Consider the following 14981-nt stretch of genomic DNA (forward strand, 5'->3'; position numbering starts at 1 on the left):
GATCATCGCCTTCATGGAGCGGGCCAGCTCCACCATGTCGAGCAGCTCCTCCTTGGTGAAGTCGTTGGTGTCGATGAAGTCTTTCGCGGCCATGCGCTTCCTCCTTTTCGGATCATGCGCGGCCGGCCCATGCCGGTCGCCCTCTTGGCGCACAGCATGCAGACAGATTGCATATCTGTGAAGGAATAATGGAGATTATTTTTTCCTCGGGAAGCCTATAACCAAAATAATCTTGAAGGATTATGCGAATGAACTGGTGCTTTCCGGTTGCTCGAAATTGCCCGCCCAGCCCCGTCGTATCCCGTTTGCCCCGCAGGATAAAATCGCTGCGAACGGAGGAGAGATCCTGCCAGGCCGACGGGTAGACGAGGGGGCGCCGATGGAGATCGGATTCTACTTCTACACGATCCTTATCATGCTCGTCTGCATAGCGTCAGGCACCATCTCCCTTTCCGCCTATTTCGTCGCGCGTCGGCGACCCCATCTTCTGGCAGTGTTCTTCTTTCTGTTCTACTTCCTCGACCTGGCCCTCATATTCCAGTACGAGTATCTGGGACAGAACGTCGATTACTCGCTGGATGCGTTCTACCTTGTCGACAACCCGGCCCTCAAGACGTTCTTCGCCTTGGGCACGCTCGAATCATTGTGGCTCATCGTGTGCGACTACCTGGACGAGAGGCGGCCGATAGCGCTCTTCGCGCCCGCCGCGTGCTTTATCGCCCTCAGCGGCATCGTGGTGACGGCGCTGCCCGAGGGCCCGTTCAAGCAATGGCTGTTCTACAGCCTGCGCCAGCTCTTCTTGTTCTGGTGCCTGTCCTATTCGCTGCATCGCTACCGCACGGCGACGACGGAGGTCGAGAAAATACGCCTGCGCAGGCAAAGGACGCTGTTCCTTGTCACCCTCGGCCTGACGTTCTGCATCCTCGCCGAGGATGTGCTCATGATCTTGATATGGCAGCCAAACGATTCGACCGACGCCTCGCTGTTCCCTCTGTACATATCGGAGCGGAACTTCTCGGAGAATTTCCTCATGCTGGCCTTCGCCTTTTACAGCCTGCGCGAATCGGCCACAACGCTGCGGCTGCGCTTCAAAGAGCCGCCGGCCGCGAAAAGCCCGACCGTCCTCCAGCACATCGATGACCTGGCGCCCGCCTATTGCGCACGCCACGGTCTGACCATGCGCGAACAGGAGGTGCTCGAGCTGGTGCTGCAGGGCAAGGACAACCAGAACATAGCAAGCGAGCTGCAGCTGGCGCTGGGAACGGTGAAGGCGCACGTGCACAACATCCTGAAGAAAACCGGCCACCCCGACCGCCAGGCGCTCATTCAGGATTTCTGGCGGGAATGAACCGCCCCCCGTGCGTGACAGGGGGTGACAGGATGATAGGTGATAGAGTGACTGAGATATTGTCACATTCGACGGACCGTGACAGGGGGACGGGGATATTGTCACATTCCAGGGCACCTTGCAACGTCGTATGACAACCGGAAATGTGACAATATCCCCGTCCCCCTGTCACTGGAATGTGACGATATCCCCGTCCCCCTGTCACGCCCGTCCCCCTGTCACGCGCGCTGTCACGGTCCCCCTGGTCACCGCGCCCTTGCCACATCATGCGAAAATCCGAGGGCCGGCTGCGTACGTCCACGCATGCAGCCGGCCCTCAAGCCTTACCCCTGATCGCTCAGCAAGGTTCGCACGGCTATCCGCCCGAACGCCAGGCACTCGCTGATGTTGCCGGCGCCCTGGTACTTGTCGCACCATATGGAGCCGAACTCCCCTGCGGAGCACAGGTGCGGAATGGGATTGCCATCGTAATCGAGGATCCGCCCCTTCTCGTCGCGGCGCGGCCCTCCGTCGGTGTTGAGGATCTCCGGCACGCATTTGACCGCGTAGAACGGCGGGGTGTCGATGGGGACGAGCGTGTCCGCGGGACGGTGGAACCGGTCGTCCTCGCCCTTGGCCACTCCCTCGTTCCACACGGCCATGGTCTTCACGAACTCCTCGACCGGCACCCCCATCTGCTCGGCCAGCTCCTCGAAGGTGTCCGCGACGTACCCGTACCCGTCCGCGACCGGATCGACGTCGTACTCGCTCTCCGTCACCTGCGTCTGCGTCATGAGCGTGTTGCTTGAGGCGTATTGCCCCAGATAAGCGCTCTTCGCAAGCCCGTTGCTGTCGAACACGAACCACGAGATGCCGGGTTGGCGGATGGTCGCCCAATCCCCTCCCACGTTCTGATGCCCGTGGCGGCACCCGTAGTTCAGCGACAAGTCGGTGCCGGTCCAGTCCTTGTACATCGTCGAGCCGTCCCAGTCCATGTAGTAGCGGCGTCCGTTGATGCCCACGCTGATGCCCTGGTTCTTCTTCAGCATGCGATACGGGGCCATCTCCGACTCGTCAAGCTTGATGGCGTTGTTCCAGCCCCCTGCGAAGCTGTTCATATGCCACATGTCCGCGCCCAGCTTTCCGCAGATGCGGTGCCCGTCGCCGGAGTTGCACACGGCAGCGGCCGGATGCGAGCGCGGGTACGAGAGGTAGTCCTGCTTCATGAGGTCGTCGTTCTCGAAGCCGCCGCACGCCATGACGACGCCCTTCGACGCCTTCGCGTACACGCTCTTCCCCTTGTGCTCGTACACGCCCCCCAGGACCTCCTTCGTGTCGGGATCCTGCACGAGCGCCGTCAGCGGGGCCTCCGTCAGGCGGGTGACGGCGTCGCCGTGCTCCTTGAGGGCCGCGTCGAGGAACTTCACGACATGGGTGATGCCGTCGGGGTCCTCCTTGTTGAAGTAGATGGCCTGGGTCGATCCGGCATGTGGCAGCTCGCTCCACTCGGGATCGTTGGTCGGGTAGTCGATCAGCTGCTCATCGGTGGCGCCAAGCCCGTTGAGCCATTCCCTGTGGTGGACGATCTCGTCAACGAACGCTTGGAGCACCGCGTCGGGAGTGCCGGTGAACTCGCCACGCAGCTCTTTCATGTACTCGAAAAGGGCCTCTTTGTCCGTGCCGGTGAAGATGACCCCCGAGGAGAAGATGCTGTTGCCGCCGCCCAGCTCCGAGCTCCCCTTCTCCAGAAGCAGCGCGCGTGCGCCCTCGCCCTCGGTCGCCACGGTCAGCGCGGCCGCCATGCCCGCCGCGCCGGAGCCGACGACGATCACGTCGAACTCCTCGTCCCATGCTATCTGGTCTGCCGAGGTTGCCGCGTCGTTTTCCGGGTTCTGCGCCGCGCAGCCCGTCGCGCCTGCCGCCAGCGCGCCCAGCGCGGCCAGCCCCGCCGCCTTGATGAAGCGCCTTCTTGTCTGCAGCAGCTTCTCGTCCATGTCTATCCCTCCTTGCCTCTTTTCCCTGCCGCTCTCCCGACCGTGACGGGGGGGGGCGTGACAGGGGGGACGGGGATATTGTCACATTCCGGGGTGCCTCGCAACGCCGTATGACAACCGGGAATGTGACAATATCCCCGTCCCCCCTGTCACGCCACGCCCTGTCACGCCGCGAACGGCCTTGCACCGCTATCGTAGCCGCCTTTCGCCGGCGACGCGACGTCCCAAAAGAGGACGATTCCTCACAGCATGTCACCCGAAAAGGGGACTGTTCAATGTGCGGGAGAAAGAGGATATTGTACGCAGGGGGGTCGCTGCGCAGCGGAGGGGAGGACATCTCATGGCACCATCTCGGGCGTTCGCCTACGCGAAGGTCTCCATAGGGTTCTGGGGCTGGTACGGCTTCGGTTACTGGGCGAGTTCGCGGATCTACCCGGTGTCCGCCGATCTGTGGTGGTTCAACCAGTTCGGTTTCTGCGGAATTCTCAGCCTTGCCATAGCCGCCGCGCTGATCGCCCGGAAAGGGCGCCCTTCTTGCAAGATGGTCGACTGGGTGTCGCTTGGGGCGGGCCTCACAGCGCTGTTCGCCCTCAACCGAGAGCCCCTTCTGGAAGCGGGGCTTCCCTGGCTGGTGGCGGCCGCCTTGGCGCTCGGCTTCTCCTTGTCGTGGTCCATCGTGCGATGGTGCTCCCATTACGCGACGCTCGACGCCCGGGAGAACCTGACGCTCGTCCTCTTCGGCATCATGATCGCCTCGCTCGTGAAGATATTGAGCTTCGCGCTTCCCTCCTTCCTCGTCCCCTGGCTGTTCGGCGCCATCCTCGTGGCGATGACCATCCTGCGCCGCGAGATACCGCAGAACGCCTGCCCGCAGCCCAAGGCGCAGGACCGCTACACGCTCAGAACCATCCTGCACCTGTGGCAGACCATTTTGTCGATCGCCGCGTTCTTCGCCCTATGGTCGTTCCTCAACCAGACGTTCGCGATCAGCCTCGGCCATCTGGCCGGCGGCGACGGAGCCTCCGCCCTGCTCGCCCTGCCTCCTCAGATCATCGACATCGGGTTCAGCCTTTTCATGCTGTGGTGGACCCTTCGCAAGAAGCGGGCGGTCGACTGGACGTTCTTCTGGCAGATCGGCTACTTCCTTCTGGCGGTGGGGCTGCTCATCATCTCGTACTTCGGCGCCTCGCGCGCCGTTCAGGTCTTCTTGAGCGCCTCGGCCGAGCTTGTGTTCATGTTCCTCGTCTACTTCCTCGTGCATATCGGGAGGCGCAGCGTCTACCAGCCTGCCGTGGTCGTCGCAATCGGGTACGCGGCCATATCGCTGCTCGACTGGGCCGCAAGGGCCTTCGCGATGTACACCAGGATCGGGTTTCTCGACGCCTCCTACGCGCCGGCGTTCCTGTTCGCCATCGTGGCGATGATCGTGTTCTTCCTGCCCGCGCGCTCCCCCGGCATGCACCTTCTGACCGCCGAGCTGCAGGAGTCCGCGCAACGATCCGGCGGCATCGACGACAAGCGGTGCCGCGCGCTCGGGAAAGAGCGCGGGTTGACGCCCCGCGAGCTGGAAGTGCTCGTCTTGTTTTGCCGCGGAAGGTCGGCCCCCTACATAGCCGAGACGCTGTACCTGTCCGAGAACACCGTGAAGACCTACCGCAAGCGCATCTACCAGAAGATCGGAGTTCACGACAAGCAGGAGCTGCTCGACCTCCTTGAGCAGAGGGACGATCAAGAGCCAACGACGCATCACGCGGAGGGCGCCTCGGCACGCCGACCGAGCGAGCGGCGTGATCGCCAGGACCCAGACGCCCCGGACAGACGCGCGGAGTGAAGGGGCGCGGCCATCGTCCACCAAGCGCTCGCGCGCGATTTCCGGAGAAGCGAAAGCCGGCGCGTTGGAAAGGCGGCGCATCGCGCGGCGTCCCAGGTGAGCAAACCTCGCGCGGGCGCGGGGGCCGGCGCGGCCGGATTGCAGTGCGGCCGCGCCTTGCTGACAGTATCAACCCGGAAAGCGCACACGCTCGACAAGAGCGGCGGTCCGTGCGAGAATCGGAAACAACCCGAAACCGAATCGACGCCCCCGCCTTGCGTGCCACCGCGTGTCGCGCGCCGGGCACCGCACGGCGTGCATCGTGCACTGCGCGCCGGGCGCCGCGAAAGGATGCAGCATGAACGTTCCCGGCCTCACGACCGTGCAACCCGAACAAACCGCCCTCCTGGACAGGCTCGCCGACATGGTGGGGCTTTGCTTTCTTGAGGAGAGGTGGCATATCGCCTGGCTGTCCGCCCTCGACGTTCCCCCGGAGCGGAAACTTGCCATCACGCGCGCGGTCATCCGGTCCGACTACCGCGCCACCGCGCCCTACGGATGCGTCCACGCGCTTCCCGACGAAGCGGGCGCGGCAAACGCCTTTTTGCGCAGCGACTTGGCCGACACGTCGTGGGAGGACGTGCAGGCGCGCTCCGCCGCCCTGTTGCAAGAGGAGCTGAGCGAACGGGAGCGGGAGATCCTCAACCGACAGGCCCGGAAGCTGGAGGCCGCCTCCGACACCGATTGGCCGGCGCGGCGGATCGCAGACGGCGAGGACTACCTTTACTTCTACTCCATCGGCGTGGACCCCGCCCATCGCGGGACCGGCGCCTTCAATCGGTTGATGACGCCCTTCCTCCTGCTCGCCGACGAGCGCGGCGTGCGCGCCTGTCTGGACTGCTACTCCGACCGGCTGGAGGGACTGTACGGCCGTTACGGCTTCAAGGTGGTCGAACGCAAAAGCGCGCCGGGCATCCGCTTGACCGAGCGCTGCATGGTGCGCGAACCCGGCACGCCGCTGCCGCACCGCGCCGAAGGCTAGGCGCCCGAACGCGCCCCGCGACGATCGGGCGCCCCGTGACGGCCAAGCACCCTGCGACGGCCAAGCGCCCCGCAACGGCCAAGCGCCCGGACGCGCCCTCCCGCCCCCGCCTTCGCCTACCGCTGCCAGTCCGTGGAGCCGATCGCGCCCAGCTCGAACGCCTCGCCGTCGAAGCGAAGCTCGGTGACGCTGGCGTTGGGGATCTTCGCCGGGTCGTTCACGCGCACCGGATCCACCAGGTAGACGAGCGTCCGCACCACGAAGGAGTGCGTGACCACGAGCGCGTTGCCGCCGCCGGCCGCACGCAGGGCGGCGCCCGTCTCGCCGAAGAACCCCCGCAGACGGCGCTCTATGGCATCGAAGCGTTCCGCGCGGCCCGACGAATCGGCGGCGGCCAGCACGTCGGCCACTTCGGGCAGGCGGCGGTTGTGGTCCTCGCGCGAAAGGTCCTCCCCGAACCCCGCCGTGAGCGCCGCATGGAGAAGCTCGCCCGGCTCCCCTTCAAGGTCCCCGTAGCACCACTCGCGCAAACGCGCGTCGTGCGCGATGGGAAACGGCATGCCGGGGCATGGCGCATCGGATGAAAAGGGAAGGAACGGCTCCCGGGGCACGTACTCCTCGCCGCGCGCGGCGGCGCGGGCGCCCAGAAGCTCGTCGAGCGTCTGCACGGCGCGGCCGCTGTCGCTGGAGAACGCCGCCGCGAACTCCACGTCGGCCAAGCCTCGGCCCAAGGCACGCGCCGCGCGGACGCCCTCGTCGGTGAGCGGGGTGTCGCACCAGCCCTGCACCTTGCCCATGACGTTGAACAGCGTCTCGCCGTGGCGGGCCACGTAGAAGATCACGGGATTCGACGTTGCGCCCTGCGCGCTAGCCACGGTCCGCCTCCGGGATCTTGCACACGTCCACCCACGTGCAAGGCGCGGAGCAGCGAGCAAGCTCGTCGGGAGAGAGCCGCACCGCGCTCGCGGCGCTGCCGGCCGCCGGATACACCGTGTCGAATCGCCGCAGCGACTCGTCCAAGCACACCTCCACGCCCTCGTTCACGCCGAACGGACACACGCCGCCCACGCCGTGGCCGACAAGCGGCTCGGCCTCCTCGGCTTTGAGCATCTTCGCCTTGCAGCCGAAATGCGCCTTGAACTTGGGGTTGTCGATGCGCGCATCGCCCGCCGCCACCACCAGCGCCACACGCTCGCCCACGTGGAACGAAAGCGTCTTGGCGATGCGCGCCGGCTCGCAGCCCACCGCGGCCGCCGCCAGCTCCACCGTCGCGCTCGACACCTCGAACTCGAGCACGCGCTCCTCCATGCCGAGCGCGCGCAGATGCGCCCTCGCCCTGTCGATGGACATGACGTTCCACCTCCTGCTTTCACCGGAAAACCCGCCCAGTATAGCAAACCGGGCGATTCGGCGGGGCGCGGACGAGGACAAGGCGGGCGCACGACGCCCGGTGGCAGACCCGCCGCCGGGATGCTCCACCGGGCCTGCCGCCGGGATCCGTCGCCGAAGGCCCGCCGTCGGGCGCGCCCCGCCGCGAGCCTACTCTTGCCCGTAACGCGAGAGGAAGGCGCGCGTGCGCTCGTGCTGCGGGTTGCCGATGAGCTGGGCGGCCGGCCCCTCTTCCACAATCACGCCGCCGTCCATGAACACGATGCGGTCGGCCACGTCGCGCGCGAAGCTCATCTCGTGCGTGACGATGACCATGGTCATGCGCTCGGCCGCCAGATCGCGGATGACCTTGAGCACCTCCTGGGTAAGCTCCGGGTCGAGCGCGCTCGTAGGTTCGTCGAAGAACAGCACCTCGGGGTTGAGCGCGAGCGCCCGGGCGATGGCCACGCGCTGCTGCTGGCCGCCGGAAAGCTCGCAGGGCACCATGTCCTCCTTGCCCGCCAGCCCCATCTTCGCCAAAAGAGCGCGCGCCTCGGCCTCCACCTCGGCCTTCGGACGCTTCTGCACATGCAGCGGCGCGTCGGCGACGTTTTTCATCACCGTGTAGTGCGGGAACAGGTTGAAGTTCTGGAACACCAGGCCAAAGCGCGTCTTAGCCTCTTTCTGCACGGCCTTGCCCGCATAGGCCGCGCGTCCGTCCGGGCCGGTCTCGGCCACCACGAGGTCGCCGTAGGCGAGCTTTCCCGCATCCAGCGTCTCAAGCAGCGTGAGGCAGCGCAACAGCGTGGACTTGCCGCCGCCCGACGGCCCGATGACGGCCACCACCTCGCCTTCGCGCACTTCAAGCGAGATGTCCTTGAGCACCGGCGTGCCGCCGAACGCCTTCTGCGCATGCTCGAGCAGCACCAGCGGTTGTTCGTTTCCCATCTTCGGCTCCTAATCGTGGTAGTAGTTCAGGCGCTTTTCGACGCGAGTGAGGATGATCTCGACAATGAAGTTGAACACCCAGTAGATCACGCCGGCCACCACATAGGGCACCATGCTCACCTGAGAGGCGGCTATCGCCTTCGCCTGGCTGAACATCTCCATGATGCCGAGCACGAACGCAAGCGACGTATCTTTGACGAGCGTGATGACCTCGTTGCTCATGGCGGGCAGGATGCGCTTGATCACCTGCGGCAGCACGATCTTCATGAGCGTCTGCAGCCGCGAGTAGCCCAGCACCGCCGCGGCCTCGTACTGGCCGCGCGGGATGGACTGGATGCCGCTTCGGTAGATCTCGCCGAAGTAGGCCGCGTAGTTGACGATGAAGCCCACGCTGCACGCCACGTACTTCCAGTCGTTGCCCATCTGCAAACCCAGCAGATAGTACGGCCCGAACATGAGCGCCATGAGTTGCAGCATGAGCGGTGTGCCGCGCATGACCGAGATGTAGAAGCGCGCAAGGAGCGCGAGCGGCTTGAACCGGCTCATGCGCGCGAGCGCCACCACCACGCCAAGCGGCAGCGCGCCCACGAGCGTCGTGAGGAAGATCTGCAGCGTGAACACGAATCCCGAGCCCAAAAGCTCCATCATGGTCGCGAATTCCATGTCCGTCCTTTCCTGGAAGCTCAAAACCTCATTGGTTTACAAAATTCATCGGTCCTGCAAACCTTCCGGTTGCCAAACTCCCGGCTCCAGAACCCAAAAGCTTGCCGGTCCTCCAAAGCCGTTGGCTCCACGGCCCCCGAACTCGCGGCTTCGCAGCCCAAAATTCCACCGATCCACCCAAGCTGCGCCGTCCGCCCAAGTCAGCGAGGGACGCTCCAGCGCCGGAGGGTGCCCCGTCATGCAGCCGGCAAACAGGCCAGTGGCGTGTTTGCTCCCACACTATGCGCCCGAGCGGGCGCGCTCTGCGAACCTCGTTTGCGCAAGGTCGCGTGAGGGCGAGCATGAAAGGGCAAGATCCGGCACCGGAGCGTCCCGCGGCGTCGAGCGGCTTCGCCGGCCGATGGGCCGGCGAAACTCTAAAGCACCCAGTTGTCGTACGAGATGCCCTGGTCGGCGTACTTCTCGCACAGCTCCTTCACGGTGCCGTCCTCGTCGAGCTGCTTGAGGGCATCGGTCACCTGCTGGGCAAGCTCGGTGTCGCCCTTCTTGAAGCCGACAGCGTAATGCTCGGTGGACAGCGCGTCAAGCTGCACGTACTTGTCGGGGTTGGCGGCCATCTGGTATGCGGCGATGGACAGGTCGCACGCCACGGCGTCCACCATGCCGGACTCAAGCTGCATGAACGCGTTGTTGTAATCGCCGATGGTCTGCGGCGCGCCGCCTGCGAAGGTGGCGGCCAGGTCGGCCTGGGAGTCCTCCAGCACGTCGAGCGCTGCGGAGTCGACCTGCGTCATGACCGTCTTGCCGGCCAGATCGTCCAGCGACGCGATGTCGCTGTCGGCGCGCACGACCACCACCTGCTCGTTGAGCATGTAGGGATCGGAGAACGTGTAGCCGTCCTCGCGGCCCTCCATGGTAAATCCGTTCCAAATGCAGTTGATGGTGCCGCTGCCGATGAGCGCGTCCTTCGCGTCCCAATCGATGGCCTCAAGCTTCAGATCCCAGCCCATCTTCTCGCACACGGCCTGAGCCAGATCCAGGTCGAAGCCCGTGAACTCGCCGTCGTCGCCCACGTAGCCGTAAGGCGGGTAGCCCTGGTCGAACCCGACGGCCAGCGTGAACGTGCCGTCGCCGGACGCGTTGTCCGTGTTCGCGCTCTGCTGCGCATCGCCGCCGCCCGAGCAGCCCGCCAGCAGCACCGCCGAGAGCGCAAGCGTCGCGCACGCCGCGACCAGCGCCAAAAGCCTCTTCTTCATCGGTGTCTCCCATCCCTTCGGGAAGGCGGAGGTCCCTCCCTCCATGCCGAGGGTTAGCCCGGCACCCTTCCACTCCTTCACTCTATTGCGCTAAAGCGCACGGGTCAGTATAGCACACTCAAAAGAGCGAGGTACAGAACGTCCGGTCGATACGGCAGACGAGCGAAGGAATGCCCTCGCTCGTAAGGTATGATGTAACGAAATCATGCATACTGAGCAACAGAGGCGAAAGAAGGAGCGCGCATGGACATCGAGCTTCACTGCGAGGAGGCCGGCGAAGGCGAGCCGCTTGTCCTGCTGCACGGCAACGGCGAGGACGGCACTTACTTCGCGCACCAGATCAAGCGCTTCTCGCAGCGCTTCCACGTCCTTGCGCTCGACACGCGCGGGCACGGGCGCTCGCCGCGCGGGGAGGCGCCCTTCACCATCCGCCAGTTCGCCTGCGACCTGCTGTCGTTTTTGGACGCGCGCGGCATCGAGCGCACGCACCTGCTGGGGTTCTCCGACGGCGGCAACATCGCGCTCGTGTTCGCGCTTGCCCACCCCGAGCGCGTGGGCAAGCTCGTCCTCAACGGAGCGAACCTCAACGCCCGCGGCGTGAAGCGATCCGTGCAGGCGCCCATCGAACTGGGCTACCGCACAGCGCGCCTGTTCGCCCGCTTCAGCGCGAAGGCCCGTGCGAACGCCGAGATGCTGGGGCTTATGGTCGACGACCCGAACGTCGCGCCGGAGGAGCTGGCCGCGCTCGCCGCGCCCACGCTCGTCATCGCAGGCGAAAACGACATGATCCGCGAGGACCACACCCGCCTCATCGCGCGAAGCATCCCGAACGCGCGCCTGGCCCTCGTCCCCGGCGACCACTTCGTGGCCGCCAAAAACCCCGAAGCCTTCAACCGCGAGGTGGAGCGGTTTTTGCTGGAAGCATAAGGGGCGCTCCGCCCCATCGCCCGCTTTCGGTCAGCCCGCACGCTCCACCAGGTCGATCAGCTCCTGCTGCGAATGGACGCCCAGCTTCGCGTAAATATGCTTGACGTGGCTTTTCACGGTGTTGCGCGAGATGACGTAGTGTTCCATGACGAAGCGGCCGTTGCGGCCGCGGGCCAGCATCCCGAATATCTCCACCTCGCGCTCGGTCAGGCCGCACTCAGACCCGATGCGCGCGCAGCGCTCCTCGATGGAGGAGGCCGCGTCCGGCGCGTCCCGTCCCCCACCCTCCTTGACCGCCTGCCCGTCGCCTGGCTTTCCGAAGGCAATCTGCGGCCCCACCCCGACGATCCCCTGGATGGTCTCGCTGAAGCTGAACCTGCGAAACCCCAGCCACAGGAAAGCCACGAACGCGAACAGTACCACCTCGGCGATGAGCATGGCCGCCTCGCCGTTCGTGCCCACCAGGTCGTTGGTGGTGTGGCCCGCCACGGCGCCCACGTCGGTGCCGAGCGCGCTCATGCAGCGCACGAGCGCGAACGTCGGCAGCAACGCGTACAGGTTGCGCCCGCCCACCGCCAGCACCACCAGCCACGCCAGCATGTCGAAGCAGCGCACGCCGATGCGCAGCAAGGCGTTGGCCGACGGCAGATCCGTCGAAAACGTGAACGGCGCGATGATGAACCCGGCCACCACCAAAAGCATCGCGAACGAGAACAGCGAGTCCTCCTTGTCGCGGCCCCTCGAGAGCAGCATCCAAAGCGCCACGCCCGCCAGAACCGCCGCCGACGCGTCCACGGCAACGGGCGCATGCGCCACCTCGTTCAACGTCAGCCCGTACCCGGTGGCCACGCTGAACAAGCCCACGCACAAAAAGAGCGCGTGTGCTGGCTGCAAGAACGATTCGGGGTTGGAAAGCTCCAGGCTGGCGGGCCGCTCCCCCTGGGCAACCTTGTCGAGCACCGGACCGCTGCGACGGTAGAGCAGCATGATGACCAACGCGAACAAGCCCACCATCTCAATGACGCCCAGCTCGAACGGAACAGGCGGATGGACCGCGTTCGTCACCTCTCCCAGCGCCATGCCGCACACCACGCCGACCAGCCTCGCATTCGGCGATTCCAAGGATGAAAGCCCGCAGACCAACATCACGGAGGCCCATGCCGAGGCGGCGTTGGAAAAGAGGAACCCCGCCACCGACAGCGGGCCGTTCCCAGCCGCCAGCGCGAACTCGAGCACGAACGCCGCCGTGAGCGCGCAGCCAAGCGCCGCCATCGTCAGCAGCCGTCGATCAAGCAGCGCCGGACGACGCGTCGCAACCAGGAACACGGCCAAGAACAAAACGCCCAAAGAGAGCGTGGAGAGTTCGCGCGCGATGCCGAAGTACTCGGCCACGCGCGCGTAAAGGCTCGCGTTCATGACGTTGCCGGCGCCTCCCAGGCAAGCCAGACCGAGCACGCACAGAAGCGTGCCGCCGCTTGCGGCCTCGCGCAGACGCGTTCCGATCAGTTGCAAAGGCTCCCTCCCCTTTCGTGATCGCATCTTGCCATTGTAGGGCATTGCGGTGAGAGAATCGAGGGTAATTCACGCAAATGCGCCCCCATCGGCCAAAACGCGCATGCTCACCCCAGCGGGGGGAGCGCGCTCGCCCCGCTCCGACCGGCGAAAACGCCCCGGGCGGGGTGGTGCGGGAGCTGCGGTGGCGGCATAGGATGCACAGCGAGGGAAACGGCCCGCCCCGGCAAGGCGGCAGGCCGTTCAGAAAACGCTCAGAAGGAGGAGCCCATGAAGGACATGCAGACTCGCGGCATCTCGCGCCGCAGCTTCATCGGAGGCGCGGCGGGCGCCGGCGCGCTGGCCGCGCTCGGTCTGGCCGGATGCGCGCCGAAGGCCGCGGGCACGGCCGAGGCCGAGAAGGCATCCGGCGCGCAAGGCGCCGCCGGCGCGGCCGACAACAGCGTGGTGGCCGTGGACGACGGCAGCGCCGCCATCACGGTTGACTGGCTGGGCGCGCCGCCGGAGATCGCCGAGGGCGACATCACCGAGACGAAGGACACGGACCTGCTCATCGTGGGCGCGGGCAACGCCGGCATGATCGCCGGCGCGTACGCCTCCGAGCAGAAGATGGACTTCATCCTGTGCGAGAAAAGCTCCGAGGTGGGCGCCACGCGTCACTGGTTCAACGCCGTGGACACCAAGCCCTTCACCGACCAGGGCCACTACACCGACCGCGCCCGTCTGCACGGCGAGTGGGCCCGCTATTCCAGCGGCACGTGCGACCACAACCTCATCAACATGTGGATGAACGAGAGCAACGCCATGTTCGAGTTCGTGGACAAGCACATGAGCGCGGCCGGCGCCATGGTCATCGCCGACGAGTTCGAGATGCCGGGCGGCATGGGCGCCACCGAGTTCTACACCCCCTGCGGCGAGCATCACTACGGCAACGCCGAGGGAGGCCGCGACGGCGTGCCCGAGCGCAACAAGCTGTTCGAAGAGGTCATGAACGACAACGGCTACGAGGTGTCCTACAAGCACGAGCTGGCCAAGCTCGTCACCGACGACTCCGGCCGCGTGACGGGCGCCATCTTCAAGACCGACGGTGGCTACACGCAGATCAACGCGCGCAAGGGCGTGATGCTGGCGACGGGCGGCTACTCCGCCAACCCGGCCATGCTCTCGGCGCTCTCGCCCATCACCACCGCGTCTGTGACCGCGCTCGGCTACAACCAGAACAACACCGGCGACGGCATCAAGGCCGCCCTGTGGGCGGGCGCGGTGAAGGACATCACCAGCGCCACGATGATCTTCGACCGCGGCCTGGTGGCCCCCGGCACCACGGCGGGCTACACGCAGGAGTCCATCGAGGCGGGCAACCCGCAGTGGCCTGGCAACGGCCAGTTCAACCCCGGCACGCAGCCCTTCCTCAAGGTGAACCTGCGCGGCGAGCGCTTCGCGCTGGAGTCGGCGGACTACGACTACCTGCCGCACGCGGCGGCGCAGCAGCCCGGCGGCGTGTACGTGAGCGTGTGGGACGGCAACTTCGGCGACGACGTGCAGCGCTTCCACACGCTGGGCTGCTCGGCCGGCACGCGCATGGGCGTTCTGGCCTTCAAGAAGGAGGACGGCGGCTACGACCTGGACGGCTACTTCGAGAAGGAGCTGGCCGACGGCCGCCTGCAGAAGGCCGACACGCTGGAGGAGCTGGCTGACAAGCTGGGCTTCGAGGGCGATGCCAAAGAGACGTTCCTCGCCACCTGCGAGCGCTACAACGAGCTGTACGACATGCAGCAGGACGTCGACTTCGGCAAGGAGGCCTACCGCCTGTCCGAGCTGCGCACCCCGCCGTTCTTCGGCGCCACGCTGGGCGGCACGCTGCTCACCACCATCGACGGCGTGCGCATCAACGCCGACTGCCAGGCGCTCGGCACCGACTTCGAGCCCATCGAGGGCCTGTACTGCGTCGGCGACTGCTCGGGATCGCTGTTCAGCGGCAACTACCCCGACCAGATGCACGGCGTGGCCTGCGGCCGCACGATGACCGAGGCGCTTCACGTGGTGAAGCTCGTGGCCGAGCAGTAAGCTGAAAACCGACCACCCATTCTCTCTCTTGGCCGGGGGCGCCCCCTCTCTCCACAGCATGTTTAAT

12 protein-coding genes are annotated in these 14981 nt (G+C 65.8%); 5 read left to right on the forward strand and 7 right to left on the reverse strand.

Translation table 11 applies throughout. The annotated features are described in order from the left end of the window. Nucleotides 1-379: 379 nt before the first annotated feature. Nucleotides 380-1348: a LuxR C-terminal-related transcriptional regulator gene (locus ACWKY3_RS01200; protein WP_449314601.1), complete on the forward strand. Its 969-nt coding sequence runs from the start codon at nucleotides 380-382 to the stop codon at nucleotides 1346-1348. 323 nt (nucleotides 1349-1671) lie between these two features. Here ACWKY3_RS01200 and ACWKY3_RS01205 read toward each other — a convergent pair whose 3' ends face one another. After that, nucleotides 1672-3321: an FAD-dependent oxidoreductase gene (locus ACWKY3_RS01205; protein WP_449314602.1), complete on the reverse strand. Its 1650-nt coding sequence runs from the start codon at nucleotides 3319-3321 to the stop codon at nucleotides 1672-1674. A 340-nt stretch (nucleotides 3322-3661) separates the two neighbouring features. Between ACWKY3_RS01205 and ACWKY3_RS01210 the strand changes: the two genes are divergently transcribed. Next, nucleotides 3662-5152, forward strand: a complete 1491-nt coding sequence (locus tag ACWKY3_RS01210) for a LuxR C-terminal-related transcriptional regulator (RefSeq protein ID WP_449314603.1) — start codon at nucleotides 3662-3664, stop codon at nucleotides 5150-5152. Nucleotides 5153-5489: 337 nt separating this feature from the next. Beyond that, the gene (locus ACWKY3_RS01215) at nucleotides 5490-6173 is read left to right on the forward strand and encodes a GNAT family N-acetyltransferase (RefSeq protein ID WP_449314604.1); all 684 of its coding nucleotides are present in this window, start codon (nucleotides 5490-5492) and stop codon (nucleotides 6171-6173) included. A gap of 116 nt (nucleotides 6174-6289) precedes the next feature. Here the strand turns inward: ACWKY3_RS01215 and ACWKY3_RS01220 are convergent, their stop codons facing one another. From ACWKY3_RS01220 to ACWKY3_RS01240, 5 genes are all read right to left on the reverse strand, one after another. Further along, nucleotides 6290-7048 carry a histidine phosphatase family protein gene (locus tag ACWKY3_RS01220; RefSeq protein WP_449314605.1) on the reverse strand — a complete coding sequence of 253 codons (759 nt, stop codon included), beginning with the start codon at nucleotides 7046-7048 and terminating at the stop codon, nucleotides 6290-6292. Further along, nucleotides 7041-7523 (reverse strand): YbaK/EbsC family protein, encoded by a 483-nt coding sequence (locus ACWKY3_RS01225; RefSeq protein ID WP_449314606.1) that lies wholly within the window; start codon nucleotides 7521-7523, stop codon nucleotides 7041-7043. Before ACWKY3_RS01225 ends, ACWKY3_RS01220 begins: the two co-directional genes overlap by 8 nt. A gap of 189 nt (nucleotides 7524-7712) precedes the next feature. After that, on the reverse strand, nucleotides 7713-8489 hold the full coding sequence (locus ACWKY3_RS01230; RefSeq protein WP_449314607.1) for an amino acid ABC transporter ATP-binding protein: 777 nt from the start codon (nucleotides 8487-8489) through the stop codon (nucleotides 7713-7715). Between the two features lie 9 nt (nucleotides 8490-8498). Next, entirely contained in the window at nucleotides 8499-9152 is a 654-nt protein-coding gene (locus ACWKY3_RS01235) for an amino acid ABC transporter permease (RefSeq protein WP_449314608.1), read from the reverse strand. Nucleotides 9153-9568: 416 nt separating this feature from the next. Further along, nucleotides 9569-10408, reverse strand: a complete 840-nt coding sequence (locus tag ACWKY3_RS01240; protein ID WP_449314609.1) for a transporter substrate-binding domain-containing protein — start codon at nucleotides 10406-10408, stop codon at nucleotides 9569-9571. 243 nt (nucleotides 10409-10651) lie between these two features. On the opposite strand from ACWKY3_RS01240, the gene ACWKY3_RS01245 reads away from it, so the two are divergent. Further along, on the forward strand, nucleotides 10652-11335 hold the full coding sequence (locus ACWKY3_RS01245; RefSeq protein WP_449314610.1) for an alpha/beta fold hydrolase: 684 nt from the start codon (nucleotides 10652-10654) through the stop codon (nucleotides 11333-11335). A gap of 30 nt (nucleotides 11336-11365) precedes the next feature. Here the strand turns inward: ACWKY3_RS01245 and ACWKY3_RS01250 are convergent, their stop codons facing one another. Beyond that, entirely contained in the window at nucleotides 11366-12847 is a 1482-nt protein-coding gene (locus ACWKY3_RS01250; protein WP_449314611.1) for a response regulator transcription factor, read from the reverse strand. 270 nt (nucleotides 12848-13117) lie between these two features. Here ACWKY3_RS01250 and ACWKY3_RS01255 point away from each other — a divergent pair, with 270 nt between their 5' ends. Then, entirely contained in the window at nucleotides 13118-14914 is a 1797-nt protein-coding gene (locus tag ACWKY3_RS01255; protein ID WP_449314612.1) for an FAD-binding protein, read from the forward strand. The last annotated feature ends 67 nt before the right edge of the window (nucleotides 14915-14981 follow it).

The organism is Rubneribacter sp. (genome assembly GCF_965361815.1).